General features: G+C 75.3%; 15 protein-coding genes. 9 read left to right on the top strand and 6 right to left on the bottom strand.

Going from position 1 to position 16,447, the window contains the following annotated elements; genetic code table 11:
* Window positions 1-49 precede the first annotated feature (49 nt).
* The 3 genes from ADK60_RS45280 to ADK60_RS34180 form a co-directional block, all read right to left on the bottom strand.
* Window positions 50-988 (bottom strand): hypothetical protein, encoded by a 939-nt coding sequence (locus ADK60_RS45280; protein WP_159400701.1) that lies wholly within the window; start codon window positions 986-988, stop codon window positions 50-52.
* Window positions 982-1,554, bottom strand: a complete 573-nt coding sequence (locus tag ADK60_RS34185) for a hypothetical protein (RefSeq protein WP_159400700.1) — start codon at window positions 1,552-1,554, stop codon at window positions 982-984. The genes ADK60_RS45280 and ADK60_RS34185 overlap by 7 nt, the downstream gene beginning before the upstream one ends.
* Window positions 1,555-1,743: 189 nt before the next feature.
* The gene (locus ADK60_RS34180; RefSeq protein WP_159400699.1) at window positions 1,744-2,640 is read right to left on the bottom strand and encodes a hypothetical protein; all 897 of its coding nucleotides are present in this window, start codon (window positions 2,638-2,640) and stop codon (window positions 1,744-1,746) included.
* Window positions 2,641-2,981: 341 nt separating this feature from the next.
* On the opposite strand from ADK60_RS34180, the gene ADK60_RS34175 reads away from it, so the two are divergent.
* The 3 genes from ADK60_RS34175 to ADK60_RS34165 all read left to right on the top strand — a co-directional run bounded on the left by ADK60_RS34175 (window position 2,982) and on the right by ADK60_RS34165 (window position 5,562).
* A complete protein-coding gene (locus tag ADK60_RS34175) occupies window positions 2,982-3,425 on the top strand; it encodes a pyridoxamine 5'-phosphate oxidase family protein (protein WP_045944001.1) in 444 nt (147 codons plus the stop codon).
* 150 nt (window positions 3,426-3,575) lie between these two features.
* Complete coding sequence (locus ADK60_RS34170) at window positions 3,576-4,028, top strand: MaoC family dehydratase (protein WP_053650802.1); 453 nt, start codon at window positions 3,576-3,578, stop codon at window positions 4,026-4,028.
* 256 nt (window positions 4,029-4,284) lie between these two features.
* Window positions 4,285-5,562 carry an MBL fold metallo-hydrolase gene (locus ADK60_RS34165; protein ID WP_079008924.1) on the top strand — a complete coding sequence of 426 codons (1,278 nt, stop codon included), beginning with the start codon at window positions 4,285-4,287 and terminating at the stop codon, window positions 5,560-5,562.
* 28 nt (window positions 5,563-5,590) lie between these two features.
* Here ADK60_RS34165 and ADK60_RS34160 read toward each other — a convergent pair whose 3' ends face one another.
* The 3 genes from ADK60_RS34160 to ADK60_RS34150 all read right to left on the bottom strand — a co-directional run bounded on the left by ADK60_RS34160 (window position 5,591) and on the right by ADK60_RS34150 (window position 10,854).
* Window positions 5,591-6,541, bottom strand: coding sequence for a DUF389 domain-containing protein (locus ADK60_RS34160; protein WP_053650801.1), 951 nt, complete (start codon window positions 6,539-6,541; stop codon window positions 5,591-5,593).
* A gap of 147 nt (window positions 6,542-6,688) precedes the next feature.
* Entirely contained in the window at window positions 6,689-9,460 is a 2,772-nt protein-coding gene (locus ADK60_RS34155; RefSeq protein ID WP_159400698.1) for a DUF7824 domain-containing protein, read from the bottom strand.
* Window positions 9,457-10,854 carry an SWIM zinc finger family protein gene (locus tag ADK60_RS34150; protein ID WP_053650799.1) on the bottom strand — a complete coding sequence of 466 codons (1,398 nt, stop codon included), beginning with the start codon at window positions 10,852-10,854 and terminating at the stop codon, window positions 9,457-9,459. The genes ADK60_RS34155 and ADK60_RS34150 overlap by 4 nt, the downstream gene beginning before the upstream one ends.
* 253 nt (window positions 10,855-11,107) lie before the next feature.
* Between ADK60_RS34150 and ADK60_RS34145 the strand changes: the two genes are divergently transcribed.
* The 6 genes from ADK60_RS34145 to ADK60_RS34120 all read left to right on the top strand — a co-directional run bounded on the left by ADK60_RS34145 (window position 11,108) and on the right by ADK60_RS34120 (window position 16,445).
* Complete coding sequence (locus ADK60_RS34145) at window positions 11,108-11,977, top strand: acyl-CoA thioesterase (RefSeq protein WP_053650798.1); 870 nt, start codon at window positions 11,108-11,110, stop codon at window positions 11,975-11,977.
* A gap of 148 nt (window positions 11,978-12,125) precedes the next feature.
* Entirely contained in the window at window positions 12,126-12,779 is a 654-nt protein-coding gene (locus ADK60_RS34140) for a TetR/AcrR family transcriptional regulator (protein ID WP_045943995.1), read from the top strand.
* A 190-nt stretch (window positions 12,780-12,969) separates the two neighbouring features.
* Window positions 12,970-13,803: an alpha/beta fold hydrolase gene (locus tag ADK60_RS34135; protein ID WP_053650797.1), complete on the top strand. Its 834-nt coding sequence runs from the start codon at window positions 12,970-12,972 to the stop codon at window positions 13,801-13,803.
* An 88-nt stretch (window positions 13,804-13,891) separates the two neighbouring features.
* Window positions 13,892-14,281, top strand: coding sequence for a MerR family transcriptional regulator (locus tag ADK60_RS34130; RefSeq protein WP_053650796.1), 390 nt, complete (start codon window positions 13,892-13,894; stop codon window positions 14,279-14,281).
* 184 nt (window positions 14,282-14,465) lie between these two features.
* Window positions 14,466-16,109: a BCCT family transporter gene (locus tag ADK60_RS34125; protein WP_053650795.1), complete on the top strand. Its 1,644-nt coding sequence runs from the start codon at window positions 14,466-14,468 to the stop codon at window positions 16,107-16,109.
* A gap of 150 nt (window positions 16,110-16,259) precedes the next feature.
* The gene (locus ADK60_RS34120) at window positions 16,260-16,445 is read left to right on the top strand and encodes a hypothetical protein (RefSeq protein ID WP_053650794.1); all 186 of its coding nucleotides are present in this window, start codon (window positions 16,260-16,262) and stop codon (window positions 16,443-16,445) included.
* Window positions 16,446-16,447: the final 2 nt, after the last annotated feature.

Genomic DNA, 16,447 nt, shown 5'->3' with positions numbered 1-16,447 from the left:
GGGTCGCCCCGTCGAGGTCGCCCGGTCGAGGTCGCCCAGATGAGGTCGGCTAGTTGAGGACCTGTACCTCGGCCACCGGGAACTGGAGCCGCACGCTGGTCTCCAGGTCGATCGGCGCCACCGTCTGGGTGCCGCCGGTGATGGTGACCTCGCCGACCCAGTGCACGGTGAGGGTGCCGTAGAAGAGGCCCGCCTTACGGGTGCCGGAGCCGGTGGTGAAGACGTGGCCGCAGGTCGGGGACGGGGTCGCGCCGTACTTCGGCTCGTACGGGGTGCCGGCGCCCTCGCACGTCTTCACCGTCTCCTTCTTCGGGTCCAACTGGTCGCCCAGGCTCCACTCCAGGCTCTTCAGCCGGGGGGTGACGGTCACCGCGATGACGTTGCCCCGTGCGGTCTTCGCCGCCGGGGGCTGCGGGTTGGCCAGCCAGAACCAGACCGGCACGCCCACGACGGAGGTGCCCTCGGGGGCGATGCCGGGCACCGGGTCCGGGAAGACGATTTCCTCGGAAGCGCTTTTGGCCAGCTCGACCGGGTTGTCCGGCGGCGGCCCGGCAGGCGGCTGGGCGAAGAACCTGAACTGGCCGGGTGCCTGACTCCCGTCGCTGCTGAGGCGGTTCTCGGCGTAGACCCCGCCGTCCTCCGGCTTGTGGCCCTCCCAGAGCGGATCGCCCGCCGGGGGCTGTGGGTCGGCCAGCCGGTAGTAGTAGCCGGTGGCGGAGCTGAACCAGCCGAATTCCGGGTTGTAGCAGGCGTAGGTCTGGCCGTTGAAGCTGCAGACCTGCGGCCCGCTACCGGTCCCTCCGGTCCCGCCACCACCCTTGGGCGGCTTGGTGGTGGTCTCGCTCGTCCCGGCGCAGATCACGTTCACATGGCAGCGGGTCGCACCCCCGGTGGGGGTGGAGTCCGCCGCGGCGGTGCCCGTCGGGGCCATCAGTAATCCGGCGAACAGCGGCGCGCCGATCACCAATCGCCGTACCGGCTTCAGCATGTGCGTCCCACCTCCCGCTTGAACTCGTGGATCAGCCAACGCGTTCGGAACTGTCGTAGCGAAACGGTCGCCACATACCGGGTGAGCCGGTCGGGCGGGTCCATGACCGCGCGGGTCGCGGCGTCCGCCTGGTGCCACCCGGACACGTCCAGGCAGTCCTCGATCACGGCGGTGTTCGGATCGGCCGTGATGTCGACGGACTTCACCACCGGGGAATTCCGCGGACTGCCCGTCATCACCAGTTTGGCGTCGTGCAGTTGCTTGAGGTTGACCAGCGCGTCGGTCAGCACCTGTCCGGACGCGAAGGTGCCGAAGTTCGAACCGTCCGCGTCCGGCTGCCCGTAGGCCTCGGCCTGGGCATTCCACCAGTCCTGATAGGCCCTCACCGCCTCGCGCGCGGCGGCGCCTTCGACCCCGTCGGTCGGCGCGTTCCCGACGTTTGCCGAACCACCCGAAGGAGTTACCGGAGTCACCCCCGCAACCGTGGGCGCGTTCGTCCCCAGTCGATCGGCGGACCCCCCGGCCCCACTGCTGGAACAGCCGCTCAGCAGCAACGCCAGAATCACCCCACCGATCCCAACCGCCCCAGGGCGCAACACAATTCCGCGCTGCCGCATCGCCCCACCTCGTCGCAGCCGGCCCCGCATGTGGTCCGGGGCCGCCAGAAGAATTCCGCAGTCCCGCTGGTGTTGCCTCGCGAGCATCGATTCTTCGCCAAACCGAGCCTTCACGGCAACACCTGGGGCCTCCTGACCTTACGCGGAAGGAGGATCCGTCGGGGCACTTTCCCGCCACAGAAGAGCCAACAGTTCTTCGGAAAGCGACAATCCGGCCAATGCGCCCCGAATCGCGGCCCGATTGCGCATCAGCAGGCGCCCGCCCTCCGGCGGTACGAGCAGGCGCACACCCGGCGCCTCGCCCTGCCGCGGGGGCGCACCGGCACCGTCCCCCTCGTGCGGGGCGCCGCCGTCGAGCAGCGCGCCGACGGCCGGCTGCAGGTCGTGCGGACCGACGGCCGCGGGCGCCCCCGGGACCCCCTGCCGGAGCACGGTGGTGAGCGAGCGGCTGAACGACCCGGGGCCGCCGGGGAGGACCGCCTCCCGGCCGCGTCTGCCCGGGGTGTAGCGGGCGGGCGCGTGCCGGCCGATCCGGCCCCAGAGCGGGACCCGCGGGTAGCTGAGCAGTTCCCCGGCACCGTCCTCGCCGCCGCCGCGCTCCAGCGCCGCCCAGGTGTCCTTGTCGACCACCGCGTCGACCAGCAGCAGCGCCTCCTCCTGGTCGCCGTGCACCATCGCGCTGACCACCCAGTCCCAGGCCAGCCCGCGCCGGTAGGCGTTGTCGGCGGTGGAGCCCGCGGTGACCAGGGCGAGCCGGCGGCCGCGCGGGTCGGCCACCAACTGGCCCACCAGGCACACCAGCAGCCAGCGGCCCGGGCGGGCGGCCGCCTCCCGGACGGCGGTGAGCATGGCGTTGGCGTCCGCGCCCGGCTCCACCACGGTGACCCGGCTGTCGGCCGCGCCGGCGTCGAAGCACATCCCGGGCAGCACCTCGGCCAGTTCCCGGGCGCCCTCGGCCGCCCGGGCCGAACCGCCGAAGGCGCGGTCCGGCCCGCCGTCCGCGCCGATCACCACCAGATCGATCCCGCTTGCCACCCGCACCGCCCCCTCCTGCCCGGCCCCGGTACCCCGGGGCCGCCGAACCGTTCCGCCGCCCGCTCCGGGCCTCGCGGCACACCCGGTGCGCCCCGGTGCCACCGCGGGGCAGGCTATCGCCCCGCACCGTCGGTGTCGGGCCTCCGGGCACCGCCTTCCCGACGAGTCCGGGCCCGCCTGTCCTCCGCCAGTCCTCCGTCCGTCCTCCACCCGCCCTCCGCCTGTCCCCCGCCCGCCCTCCGTCCGCTCTCCGCCCTCGACCGGACGACGGCCCCAAAGCCCTGCCGCTCAGGGACCATGGGCCCTGTCCGCCCGCGCCCGGCGGAGGGACGATCGGACCCATGGACCGTGACGACGCACTGGACGACGAACCGGAGGAACTCGGCGCCGAGGCGTGCCTCCGACTGCTCAGCACCGTGCCCGTCGGACGGGTGGTGTACACCGAACACGCGCTTCCGGCCGTGCTTCCGGTCTCCTTCGAGGTCGTCCCGGACGGGCGCCTGCTGCTCGCCGTGCGCCGGGACAGTGCTACCGCGCGCGGGCTCGACGGCACCGTCGTCGCCTTCCAGGCCGACCGGCTGGACCCGCTCACCCGGAGCGGCTGGAGCGTGCTGGTCCACGGCCGGGCGGACATCGTGCGCGACCCGGAGCAGATCCTCCGCGCGCTGCGCTCGGGGCTGCGGCCCTGGACCGACGAGCCCGACCCGATGTTCGTCGCGGTGGTGCCCGAACTGATCAGCGGCCGACGGCTGACCGCGTCCGGCCACCCCGTCCCGCACGCCTGAGGCCGACCGTTCGGAAGCGCGGGACCACCCCGGGCGGGCGCTTCCGGCGGACCCCTGACAGGTGACCGGCGAGTAGGCATACTCTGCGGAGTTCGCACCCACCGCACCGCGACCGCTGTCGCACCGCCCGCCCGCCCTCAGGAGCGCTCCGTGACGATCTTCCCCTCCCTCGCCGAGCTGACCGCCGCCGTCGGCACCGAGCTGGGGACCAGCCAGTGGCACACCGTCGACCAGGCGCGGATCGACCTGTTCGCCGAGGCCACCGGCGACCACCAGTGGATCCACGTCGACCCGGAGCGGGCGAAGGAGAGCCAGTTCGGCTCGACCATCGCGCACGGCTACCTCACGATGTCGATGATCCCGGTGCTGGCCAAGGAGTGCTACGGCGTCGAGGGCGTCCGGATGGCGCTGAACTACGGCTCGGAGAAGGTCCGCTTCCCCGCCCCGGTGCCGGTCGGGACGGCGATCCGGGCCACCGCCGAACTCGTCTCGGCCACCGAGGTGTCCGGCGGGGTGCAGGCCGTGGTCCGGTTCACCATCACCAGCGCCGAGAGCGCCAAGCCGCACTGCGTCGCCGAGACGATCACCCGTTTCTACTCCTGATCACAGGGGAAGGCCCCTGGTCGGCGGACGGCGGCCGCCGCTCGCCGGGTCCGGAGGGCCGAGCACGAGTAACCTCCGACGAGATGGTTGTCGTACCGAACCGGTGTCCCCGCCGACGGTGCGCGCCCCGGCATGCCAGGTATCCGTCGCCGTCCTTGGAGGTGCCGTGCCCCGCCCAGCCGCCCCGTGGTACTCCCGCGTCCCCGGCCTGTCCTCCGCTCTCACCGCGCCCCCCGGCCGGACCGGACTGTCCGGCCTGACCGGGCTGCCCCGGGCGGCCTGGCACCGGGTCCGGACGGACGCCTTCGGCGCCGAGCCGCGGGGCGAACGGCTGGCCCGGATCCACCGCTCCCCGCAGTTCGCCGACGGCGCCTTCCGCAACCCGGTGCCGACCCGCCGACTGGTCTACGAGCGCAGCCCGCTGGAGATCACCCGCGCCCAGTTGGCGGCCGACCGCGTCCGCCGGGTACCGGCCGCCGCCGTGCCGCTGCACCGGCTGCTCCCGGTCGACCTCGCCGAACCGCCCGCCTCGGGCCTGCGGCTCACCTGGCTCGGCCACGCCACCGTGCTCGCCGAGATCGGCGGCCGCCGGGTGCTGTTCGACCCGGTCTGGGGCGAACGCTGCTCCCCGTTCGCCTGGACCGGCCCCAAACGGCTCCACCCGGTGCCGCTGCCGCTCTCCGAACTCGACGGGGTGGACGTCGTGGTCGTCTCCCACGACCACTACGACCACCTCGACATGGGGACCGTCCGGGCGCTGATCGGCACCGGCGCGACCTTCGCCGTGCCGCTCGGGGTCGGGGCGCACCTGGAGTACTGGGGCGTGCCGGCCGACCGGATCGTCGAGCTCGACTGGTGGGAGTCGGCCGAGGTGGCCGGCCTGACGCTGACCGCCACCCCCGCCCGGCACTACTGCAGCCGCGGCCCGCGCACCAGCCCGCTGTTCCTGTGGGCGTCCTGGGTGGTGGCGGGCGGCGGCCGCACCGTGTTCCACAGCGGGGACACCGGGTACTTCGCGGGCTTCGCCGAGATCGGCCGCCGGCTGGGACCGTTCGACGCGACGATGGTGCAGGTCGGCGCCTACAGTGACTTCTGGCCCGAGGTGCACATGACGCCCGAGGAGGGCGTCCGGGCGCACCTCGACCTCGGCGGCGAGGTGCTGCTGCCGATCCACTGGTGCACCTTCAACCTCGCTCCGCACCCGTGGGAGGAGCCCGCCGAGCGGGTGGTCGCCGCCGCGCGGGCGCAGGGCGCCCGGCTGGTGGTGCCTCGGCCCGGCAAGCCCTTCGAACCGGTCGACCCGCCCGCGCTGCGGCGCTGGTGGCGCGCGGTGGCCGCGCCGCCCGGGGACGGCACGCCGCTGGTGGTGCCGGACGGGGCGGCGGACACGACAGCCGGGCCGGTGCCGCCCGATGCCGAGGCGGCGGGGAGTGCCATCGGTACGGCGGGGGCCACCGGTGGTGCCGGTGGTGCCGCCGGCTCCCCCGGGTCGCGCCCCAGGGTGACGGCCGAGGACGACGGCGTCCCGGTCTGAGTCCGGCCGCACGGCCCCGCGGCCGGACTCAGGCGGGGGTGCGCCCCTCGCGGGCCTGGCGGCGGATCCGCCGCCAGGCCCCCTGCTGCACCAGCAGGGTGAGCACCCCGGCCAGGACGATCCCGGCCATGTTGAGCAGCAGTTGCACGCTGGAGCCCCAGAACTGCCGGAAGTCGCCGTACCCGAGCGCCACCGCCGCATTGGCGGCAGCCGGCACGGTGGTCACCGAGATCGCCACGCCGACCAGCATCCCGGCCTTGGACGAGGTCAGCGAGAGCAGTCCGGCGATACCCGCCAGGAAGGCCACCACGAACGAGGTCGCGTCCGGCTGCCAGATGAACGAGGTGTTGGGCCGTACCGCGTCGAACTTCTCCTGGCTGAACAGCCCCAGGCCGTCCAGCAGCAGCGTGAAGAGGACGGTCAGCGCCATCGCCACCGCAAAGCCCGCCACCAGGGCGTTCAGCGAACGCAGCGCGGGCCGCGCCCGGCGCTGCACCAACGCGACGCAGAACCCGGCCAGCGGCCCGAACTCCGGTCCCACCGCCATCGCGCCGACCACCAGGATCGCGCTGTCCAGCACCGCCCCGCAGGCCGCCAGCATCGTCGCCACGGTGAGGAAGGCGAGGTAGACACCGGTGAGGGTGGACTCCTCGTGGGTGATCTCGGAGACCGCCTCCCACACCAGCGCGTCCGCGCCCTCCCCGGGGGCGAGCCGCTCGGCCTCGTCGGCGGCCGCCGAGAGCGTCAGCCCGACCTCCTGCACGTCGATCGCGCCGCGCTCGGGCAGACCGGTCCCGCGCAGGGCCGCCAGCACCTCGTCCGCCGACTCCCGGGCGACGTCGCACAGCACCACGTCCCCCGCCGGGCGGACGGCCGCGTCGGGGAGCAGGACCACATGGGTCACCCCCACGCAGTCGTCCAGACAGCCGAGCACGGGATCGCGCAGGTCGACGGGGACGATCAGACGCAGGTGCAGCACGGATGCTCCGGACGGGTGCGGGGGCGCGGTCCCGCCCACCCTAGACGGGCGGGTACCGCCGGGCGGCCGCCCGACCACGCCCCCGCTCCCGGGGTGGGACGGGCCCCGACCCGCCGGAAGGGCCGGGCCGAGGCCGCGTCGCCCGGCTCAGGCGCCCGCCAGGACGTCGCGCAGCGCTCGGGCCTCCTTCACCAGACGGGCGGCGCCGGGGCGGGCCGCGGTGGCGGTCACCTGCTCGACCGGGCCGCGGGCACCCGAGCGGCGGGCGGCGTCGGTCGCTACCGCGAGCACATCGGCGGTGCCCCGCAGGGCCTCGCCCCCGAGCAGCGCGGGCAGGGCGGGGGCCAGCACCGACCAGACGGTGGCGTAGGCCCCGGTGTCGGCGGCGGTGCCCAGCGCGTGCGCGAGCCGGTTCGGCTTCACCGTCCCGAGCGTGACGAGCTCGCCCAGCTCGCGGCCGAGCAGGGCGGCGTCCAGGTCGCCCCGGGCGGCCAGCACCAGCAGCGCGTCCACGGCGGCGGTGCGGTCCTCCGGGAACCGTGCGCCGAGGCAGTAGGCCAGCGCCAGGTGCAGCGCCAGCCCGGCCGGACCGCCGGCCTCGGTGAGCACGACCAGCATCCTGGCGGCACCGCGCCGATCCCGGTCTGCGGAGTCGGCGAACTGGTCCAGCCAGCGGGCCGCCAGCTCCTCCCGGTGGTGCGGGAGCATCGCGGCCCAGTGCTCGGTGGGCTCCCAGAGCCACTCGTCCTGCTTGCGGACCCGGGCCACGCTGGGCTCGGTGCTCTCCAGCAGCGCCCGGAAGTCCGGGCCGAGCCGCTCGCCCGCGGGCCCGGCCGGTCCGCCGCTGCCGGGCTGGGCGACCGCGATCCGCTTGAGGTCCTCCCACCAGCGGTCCCAGTACCGCAGCGGGCTCAGCGACGCCGGGGCCGGGGCGAACAGCACCCGCTCCGAGGGCTGGCCCGGCAGACCGCCCCCGCGCAGCCACGCGGCCACCCACCGCCCGGCGGGCGAGGCCAGCCGGTCGGCGGCCGCCAGCACCTCCTGGTCCGCCGTCGGGGCGACCCGCAGCAACGCGGCGTTCAGGTCGGCCGGAGCGGCCGCCGTGCCCGCGGCCTCGTAGGCGGCGATCCGCCCGACCAGCGCGGTCGCGGCGATCGCGCCGGTGGCGTCGGTCGGCGTGGCGAGCAGCAGCGGCAGCGGGTCGGCGGCGACCCGCTCGGCCGCCTCGGAGATCCGGGCGGCCAGCACCGTGCCGTACACGGTGTTGTGCTCGCTGCGCAGCGGGTGCCGGCCCTTGTTCCGGAAGACGTGGCCGAGCCGGTGCGGATCCACCTGACCGGCCACCACGGCCGCGAGGTAGAGCGCGTCGGCCGGGCCGCAGTCCTCCCACCGGCCGACGTTCTGCCACGGGTGGGCCCGCAGCACCGGCTCCAGCGCCCCGGCCAGCGCCGGGCGGTCGCGGTGGGCATGCCGGACCAGGCCGTCCAGGACCCGCTCGAAGACGGCGACGCCGGGCCGGCCGGCGGCCAGCAGCACGGCCAGCTCCTCGGCGACCTCCGCCGGGGTGGCGAGCGGCTCGTCGAGCGGGGCCGGCTCGGGGACCGGCGGCAGCAGCTCGTCCCAGGCGGTGTCGTCCTCCCCCGAGCCGCCGAGGACGGCGCCGAACAGCGCGCCCGCCCTGGCGTGGTGGACGGGGTTGAGCGCCTCGGCGGCGAGGCGCAGCTCCGGCAGGACGGCCTCCCCTGCGGTCTTCAGGCGGCGGGCGACCAGGTTGAGCGCCCGTTCCTGGAGGGCGCTGTCGGGGTGGCCGAAGGCATCGGCGGCGGCGAGCGCGACCGGCCCGGAGCGCTCCGGAGCGCTCCGGGCGGCCTGCTCCAGCCAGGCGAGCTGGGCGCGCACCAGCTTCTTCTCCGCCCGGAACAGCACCACCGCCGAGGCCTCGGTGACCACCTCCGGCTCGACCAGCCCGGCCTCGTCCAGCCCGGCGAGCACCTGCTGGCCGTGCCCGGCCACCGCCGGGAGCCCGTCGAGCAGCGCCATCAGGTCGCGGACCCGGGCCGCGTACTCCTGCGGCGTGGGCGCGAGCGCGATCAGGACGGTCAGGAACGCCCGCTGGTCGGCGGCCCTGCCGCCGCGCACCAGTCGGCCCAGGCAGAGGTCGATCAGCTCCGCCCGCCCGAACGGGCCCTCCTCGGCCAGCCCGGCGATCGCCGACGGCCAGCTGTCCCCGGGCCGGGGATCGGGGCCGGCGTCCAGTGACCAGGCGACGTCGTCCAGCTCGAACACCCGGGGCAGCAGGACCGGGGTGAAGGTGTCGGCCCGCAGCCGCTCCAGCAGGGTGGTGGCGCTGCCGCGCGGGCTGTTCTCCCGCCCGACCCCCGAGCGCAGCCACTCGGCGGCGAAGTCGTCGGAGGCCGGCACCTCGCAGCCGGTGCGCCGCACCACCCGCGCGATCAGCGGGAAGAGGTCCCAGTTGAAGCCGGAGCCGCGCTTGGCGGCGAGCCGGCCCACCACCTCGATCTGCCACTCGTCCGGCTGGGCCTCGACGACCTCGGCCAGGGCGGGGTGGCGGGCCCAGGAACGGCCGTCGAAGTCCCGGGCGCCGATCCAGTCGGCCGCACCGGCCGGGCCGGGGTGGCAGCCGGCACCGGCCACCAGCAGGGCCTCCATCCGCCGGTTGGTCGGCTTCGACCACACGCTGCGGTTCTCCCGGCGCAGCTCCTTGAGCGCCGGGACGCAGGAGCGCCGCTCGGCCGGAGCGAGCGCGGCGAGCAGCCCGGGCACCCGGCCCGCCCGGCCCTCGCGGACCGCCGTCAGCAGCGCCTCCACGGCGTCGGCCGCTGCCTCGGCGCCCGTCGTGGCCGGCGCCCCCGTCATGATCCCCGTGCTTGTCGTGCTCGTCGTGCTTGTCGTGCTCATCGCGTTCCCTCCCGGTTTCCGCCGTCCTGGGCCCGCGCCTCGCGGACCATGCCGACCGCCAGCACGTGCTTGCACGGCCCGCGCCCGCCCCGGTACTTCGCCCACCAGAGGCAGGTGCAGCCGACCGCGCCCGCCGCCTCCGTCCGCACCCGCTGGATGTGGTCGTCCACCGTGACGACCGCCGTCGCGCCGCCCTCCTCCAGCCGGACGGCGCCGGCGGCGACCAGCGCGCGAGCGGCCTTCAGCCGGGGGTTGGCCGACTCCGCCCGCCCCTCCTGGTACGGGAGCCGGCGGTGGAAGTACGCGGCCTCGGCCACGTCGTAGCCGATCTGCCCGGACGTGCCGAGCCGGGCCAGCGCGGCCCGCACCCGGGCCGGGGTGAGACCGGCCTGCTCGGCGAGTTCGGCGACCTCGATCCTCGGCTCCCAGGCGAGCAGCGCCGCGACCAGGTCGGCGTCCGGTTCGGCGGTGTCGGTGGCCAGCGCCCCGAGGACGCCGCCCTCGCCGCTGAAGCCCCGGGAGGCGTCCGGCGAGAGGGTGAGGGTGAGCCGCATCCCGGGCAGCTCGACCTCCCAGGCGGAGGCCGTCGGGCCGTCCCCGACTACTGGCGGGCCGTAGATCCGCAGCGCCCGGGCGTGCCGCAGCACCCGCTGCAGCGCGGCCAGCCGCTCCGGACCCGGCAGGCAGACCGCGCCGGCCACCGGCCTGGTGGTCGGCCGCAGCGTCCGCCCGGCCAGGACCACCCACTGGACCGTCCTCGCCCCGGCCCGGCCCCCGCGGGGCAGCGAGCGGAGGAAGCGGACCGCCTCGGCGGCGGGCAGCTCGGCCCGCAGGTCGAAGCCGGCCGCCGTCACCTGGGTCTCGGCGAAGCCGCGCAGCCAGCGCTCGGGCAGCGGGACCTTCTTCTCGACGACCGGCCCGTCGAAGGTGGCGACCTCCAGCGCGTCCGGGCCGACGGCGAGGTGCAGCGGCTCGGCCGGAGCGATCCGGGTGAGTGCTTCTCGCAACGGATTGTTGACATCGACATTGGTGGTGCCGTGGCCGATCGCGTCCCCGTCCAGGCCGGCGGCGAGCACGTCCAGGCGGGCGTAGACGCCGCAGCAGCCGGAGAAGGACTCGAACCGGAGCCGGTCCCCGTTGGCGGTGACCACCGGGTCGAGCGAGGCGCGCAGCAGCGGCTGGTAGTACCGGGCGGCGGCGACGTCGGCCACGGCGAGCAGCGCGGCGGCGGCCGGTGCCGGCTCGGCCAGGAAACCCGCGAAGAACCGCGGGTGGGCGGCGTCCCCCAGCGGGGTGGCACCGCCGGACGTCTCCAGGGCGAGGCTCCGACCGGCCGCGCCGTCGAGGACGGCGGACGGGCGCAGATAGGCGTACGCGTGTGCGGATTGCGACATGCCCGTAACGCTAGGTCAGGGCACTGACAATCGGCCGCCCCGGCCCCGGCGGCAGCCCGCCCACCGGTCCGCCGACCGCCCGCCGCGCCTCCGTCCGCCCTCCGCCGGAATCCGCCGGAATCCGGCTAATGGAACACGTTCTAGCAAGCGTGTTCGCCCGGACGGGTTACCCACGTCACATCGGCGAGGCGTCCCGGTCTGCCACTATGGGCCCGTGACAGAGCTGACCGAACAGGACAGACGGGCGATCGACATGGTCGGACCGTTCGCCGATCTGCTGCGGATCGAGGCCCTCGACGAGAACACGTTCCGTGGCCGCTGCCACGCCGGGGCGCCGATGCGCGCGTTCGGCGGCCAGGTCGCCGCGCAGGCCCTGGTGGCGGCCGGGCGGACGATCGGGGCAGACCGCTCGGTGCACTCGCTGCACGGCTACTTCCTGATGCCCGGCGACCCGGGCCACCCGATCGAGTACCGGGTGGACCGGGTCCGCCAGGGCTCCTCGTACGCCACCCGGCGGGTGACGGCGGTCCAGCGGGGGGAGACCGTCTTCACCCTCTCGGCGTCCTTCAAGCGCCCCGAGCCGGCCGCCGACCGGCACCGCGAGATCCCCGCGCTGCCCGGCCCCGAGGAGCTGCCGGACGCCTTCTCGCTCTGGGACGACGAGGCCCGGGCGGCGCTGGTCGCCAGCGGCTTCGGCGCCCTGGAGCTGCGCTTCGTCCCGCCGGAAGCGCCGGGCGTGCCGCCGGCCGTGCCCGGCATGACGCAGCAGTTCGTCTGGCTGCGCGCCGGCTCCCCGCTGCCGGCCGACGACCCGCTGCTGCACGTCTGCGCCCTCACCTACCTCTCGGACCTCACCCTGGCCTCCACCGCCGGGCTGCACGTCCAGCCGAACTTCTTCCAGCGCACCGAGCCGCCCCGGCTGGTGATGGCCTCGCTGGACCACGCCATGTGGTTCCACCGGCCGTTCCGGGCCGACGAATGGCTGCTGTTCGCCCAGCGCAGCCCGTCCTCCTCGGACGGCCGGGGGCTGGCGCTGGGCGAGTTCTACGACCGAGGGGGCCGGCTGGTGGCCTCCGCCGTCCAGGAGGCGCTGATCCGCGAACGCCTCGTCGCGCCGCGCTGACCACCCGGTCCGTCCGGCCGCACCGCCCGGCCGGCCCCGCCGCGCCCGCCGTCCGCCGCCCCGCCCGCACCCGGTGACCGAGGGGCGAACGGCGGGCGGCCGGTCGGCGTCATATTCCTGAGCGGCCCCGGCCCGTATCATGGTGCGGGTGACCAAGGTTGACCTGTCACCACGGCCGGTGGAGGCGATGTCTCCGCGTCAGCTCGAACGCCGCGAAAGCCTGATCGCGGCGGCGCTCGCCCTGGTGAACGAGATCGGCGTCGAGCGGCTGCAGATGAAGCAGGTCTGCGAGCGGTCCGGAGTCGCCCTGGGGACGGCGTACCGCTACTTCTCCTCCAAGGACCACCTGCTGGCGGCGGCGATCGCCGACTGGCACCGGCTGCTGCTGGCCGACCTGGTGGCGGAGCTGCGCGGACCGCGCGCCGGCCTGGGCGCCACGGACCGGGTGGCGCGGTTCGTCCGCGGCGGCATGCGCGCCTACCAGCGGCAGCCCGAGCTGGCCCGACTGAGAGTGGCCGTCGCCGCCTCCACCGACCCCTTCGCCAGCGAGGCCCTCCAGGGCATGGCCCGGGCCGACAGCACGGCGCTCCAGGCGGTGATGGCCGACGAGGTGCCGGCCGCGGCGAGCGACCTGGTGCGGCACATCGTCGGCCATGCCTGGCAGGGCGAGCTGACCGCCTGGGTGACCGGCCGCACCACGCTGGGCGACGCCCGGCGACGGCTGGAGGACGTGGTGCGGCTGGTGCTGAACCCGTACGAGACGCCCCGCCCGGCCCCGTACGAGGTCACGTCCACGGCCTGAGGCCCGACGCGAGGCGGGCCCGGCCCTGACGGGCCGGGCCGCGCCCCGTCCTGCCCGCGTGCCGGGGCGCCCCGGTCGAGCGGCGGGCTTGACCTTCACACCGGTGTGAACTCCTAGCGTGCGGAGCGGTCCGGCCCTCCGGCCCGGACCCGCCCGTTCCGCACGACCCGAGCCGCCCAGGAGCACCGCCATGACCACCCGGCCCACCACCGCGCCCACCACCGCGCCCACCACCCCCGCCGCACCCCTCGCCCGGATCGTCCTGGGCAGCGGCCCCGGGCTGGTGCTCGCCCACGGCGCGGGCGGCAGCGCCCGCGACAACTGGGGCCCGCTGCTCGACGACCTCGCCACCCGCCGCACGGTCGTCGCCCCCGACTTCCCCGGCTCCGGCGACAGCCCCGCCGAACCGGGCGAGCTCTCCCTCGACGACCTGGCCGACCGCCTGGTGGCCGCCGCCGACGCGGCCGGCCTGGACGGGTTCGACCTGGCCGGCTACTCGCTCGGCGCCGCCGTGGCCGTCCGGGCCGTCACCCGCCACCCCGGGCGGATCCGCTCGCTGCTGCTGCTCTCCGGGGCGGCCGGCGGCTCGCAGCGGTTCCGGCTGCTGGCCGACCAGGCCTTCGCCCTCGCCGAGCACCCCGAGCTGATGGCCAACCAGCTGCTGACCGTGGTGTTCGGCCGGACCTGGGTGGACGCGCTGCCCGCCGAACAGCTCGCCGAGCTGCGCACCGCCCTGGCCGCCGCCCCGCTCCCGGCGGGCTTCCACGCCCAGTTCGACCTGGCCGCCCGGGCCGACGTCCGCGCCGAGCTGGCCCGGGTCGGGGTACCGACCCTGGTCGTCAGCACCACCGAGGACGGACTGGTGCCGCCGGAGCAGCACCGCGCCCTGGCCGAGGGCATCCCCGGGGCCCGGCTGGTCGAGCTGACGGCCGGCCACCTGCCCATGGTCGAGCGGCTGCCCGAGCTGCGGGAACTGCTGCTCGGGTTCCTGGCCGAGCATCCCGCCGGCCCGGCCGCCGCCTGACCGCCGACCGGCCGCCGCCCGACCTCCGCCGGGGCGCCCGCGCGGGCGCGGCGGGAACACCCGACCGGGCGGCGGCGTTCGCCCGGTCATGCGCATCGGAGAACTCGCCCGCCTGACCGGGGTGTCCACCCGCCTGCTGCGGTACTACGAGGAGCAGGGCCTGCTCCGGCCCGCCCGCTCGGCCGGGGGCTACCGCGAGTACGGCGAGGGCGACACGGTCCGGGTGCGGCAGATCCGGGGCCTGCTGGCGGCGGGCCTGCCCACCCGGGTGATCGTCGGGATCCTCCCCTGCGCGAGCGGGCCGGTCCCCGCCCTGGAGTCCTGCCCGGACCTGCTCGCCACCCTCCGCGGCGAGCTGGCCGAACTGGACGCGCGGATCGGCGAGCTGACCCGCAGCCGGAACGCGCTGGCCGGCTACCTGGACACCGCCGGACCCGCCGCCCCGCTGCCGGCGGTCCCGCTCCCCGTCGCGGCCTGAGCCCCGCCGACGGCCCCTCCCCCCGCCGCGACCCGGCCAGGCTGACGCCTCCTCAGGTCGCCGCCTCCCGGCGCGCCGTCCCGACTCTCCCGACGGGAACTGGACATAGTACGACATGTATCCCTTTTAGATCATGTCGCCGACGCATGCCGTCGGCCCGCCAGTACGCCGTGAGAGGTACCCCATGACCAGTCAGCCCGCCGGGCCGCCGGACGAACCCGCCGCCACCCTCCCCGTCGACCGGGTGGTCTTCGGGATCGGCGCGGTCGCGGTGCTCGGGGTCGTCGCCTGGGGCATCTTCGCCGAGGACAACCTCGGCCGGACCTCCAGCACCGCCCTCGGCTGGGTCCTGCACAACTTCGGCTGGCTCTTCGTCGTCGCCGCCGACATCTTCCTCGCCCTCACCGTGCTGCTCGCGTTCAGCCGCTTCGGACGGATCCGGCTCGGCAGGGACGATGACGAACCGGAGTTCTCCACCCTCGCCTGGGTGGCCATGATGTTCAGCGCGGGCATGGGCATCGGCCTGATGTTCTACGGCGTCGGCGAACCGCTCCAGCTGTTCGCCACGCCGCAGCTCGGCTCGGGACTCGAACCGCAGTCCCCGGCCGCCGCCCAGCAGGCGCTGGAGTTCTCCCTCTTCCACTGGACCCTGCACCCGTGGGCGATCTACGCGGTCGGCGGCCTCGCGCTCGCCTACACCACCTTCCGCAAGGGCCGGGGCAACCGGATCTCCGCCGCCTTCGTGCCCCTGATCGGCGAGCGCGGCGCCGACGGCTGGCCGGGCCGGGCGATCGACCTGCTCGCCGTCTTCGCGACCGTCTTCGGCTCGGCCACCAGCCTCGGCCTCGGCGCCCTCCAGGTGGCCGACGGCCTCGGCTACGTCTCCGACGTCAGCAACACCGAGCGCACCCAGCTGGTGATCATCGCCGCGCTGAGCGCCGCCTTCGTCCTCTCCGCCTTCTCCGGCGTGCACAAGGGCGTGAAGTGGCTCTCCACCGCCAATGTGGTGCTGGCCTCGCTGATCATGCTCTTCGTCTTCGTGGTCGGCCCGACCGTCTTCGTCCTGGACGCGATCCCCTCCACCGTCGGCGGCTACCTCTCCGACCTGCTCGCGATGTCCACCCAGACCGGTGCCTTCACGGACGAGAACTGGCTCGGCAGCTGGACCATCTTCTACTGGGCCTGGTGGCTCTCCTGGGCCCCCTTCGTCGGCACCTTCATCGCCCGCATCTCGCGCGGCCGCACCGTGCGGCAGTTTCTCCTCGGCGTCCTGCTGGTGCCCAGCGGGGCCACCGTGATCTGGTTCTGCGTCATGGGCGGCACCGCGATCCGGCTCGACAGCACCGGCGCCGCCGACCTCGTCGAGACCATCCCGCAGGGCGCCGAGGCCTCGCTCTTCGAAATGCTGCGCTCGCTCCCCGGCGGCACGGTGACCAGCGTGGTCGCGGTGCTGCTGGTGATGACCTTCTTCATCACCAGCGCCGACTCCGCCTCGCTCGTCCTCGGCTCGCTCTCCAGCCGCGGCTCGCTCCACCCGCGCACCTGGCTGGTGGTGGTGTGGGGCGTGCTGATGGGCGGGGTCGCGGCCGCGCTGCTGCTGGCCGGCGGGCTCACCGCGCTGCAGAACGCCACCATCCTGGTCGCGCTGCCGTTCGTCGGGGTGATGCTGCTGCTGTGCGTCGCGCTGGTGAAGGAGCTGCGCACCGACCCCGCCGCCGGACCGTCCCGTTTCCACCCCGTGCACGGCCTGCGGGACGCCGTCCGGGTCGCCGTCGGCGAGGCCATGGCCGACGCCCGCAGTGGGAACCGGCGTCCCCCGACCGGGTGAACCGCCCCTCCCCGGGGCGGGCCGCCGCCCACCCCGGGGGGCTGGCGTGACCTGCGGCGTTGCAGCTGTCGCCCAAGCCGACGCCCACCCCCCACCCGGACTTCACCCGCACGTAGCGATCGTTAACACCGCCCTGGAAACCTCCCTGCCATGAACGCCATCCCTCCGGCGACCTCCCAGGAACCGCGCTTCCCCATGCCCAAGCGCCACCGACGCGTCCTGGCCGGCTCCGCCGTTATCGCTTCCATCGCCCTGGGCGTCCTCGGTGTCGGCGCCACCGTCGAAACCGTCCAGCACGGCACCGTCGCCACCGCCACGGCGACCGTCCGAAGGTAACC

Source organism: Streptomyces sp. XY431 (genome assembly GCF_001279805.1).
GTDB lineage: Bacteria > Actinomycetota > Actinomycetes > Streptomycetales > Streptomycetaceae > Kitasatospora > Kitasatospora purpeofusca.
The sequence above is the reverse complement of the archived record's forward strand: the minus strand, read 5'-3'. Positions and strand labels throughout refer to the sequence as shown.

Excerpts from the sequence above, each read along its gene's own strand:
- ADK60_RS45280 (WP_159400701.1), bottom strand. The coding sequence starts at position 988 with ATGCTGAAGCCGGTACGGCGATTGGTGATCGGCGCGCCGCTGTTCGCC.
- ADK60_RS34175 (WP_045944001.1), top strand. The coding sequence starts at position 2,982 with ATGGACCGTGACGACGCACTGGACGACGAACCGGAGGAACTCGGCGCC.
- ADK60_RS34155 (WP_159400698.1), bottom strand. The coding sequence starts at position 9,460 with ATGAGCACGACAAGCACGACGAGCACGACAAGCACGGGGATCATGACG.
- ADK60_RS34150 (WP_053650799.1), bottom strand. The coding sequence starts at position 10,854 with ATGTCGCAATCCGCACACGCGTACGCCTATCTGCGCCCGTCCGCCGTC.
- ADK60_RS34145 (WP_053650798.1), top strand. The coding sequence starts at position 11,108 with ATGGTCGGACCGTTCGCCGATCTGCTGCGGATCGAGGCCCTCGACGAG.
- ADK60_RS34135 (WP_053650797.1), top strand. The coding sequence starts at position 12,970 with ATGACCACCCGGCCCACCACCGCGCCCACCACCGCGCCCACCACCCCC.
- ADK60_RS34130 (WP_053650796.1), top strand. The coding sequence starts at position 13,892 with ATGCGCATCGGAGAACTCGCCCGCCTGACCGGGGTGTCCACCCGCCTG.
- ADK60_RS34125 (WP_053650795.1), top strand. The coding sequence starts at position 14,466 with ATGACCAGTCAGCCCGCCGGGCCGCCGGACGAACCCGCCGCCACCCTC.
- ADK60_RS34120 (WP_053650794.1), top strand. The coding sequence starts at position 16,260 with ATGAACGCCATCCCTCCGGCGACCTCCCAGGAACCGCGCTTCCCCATG.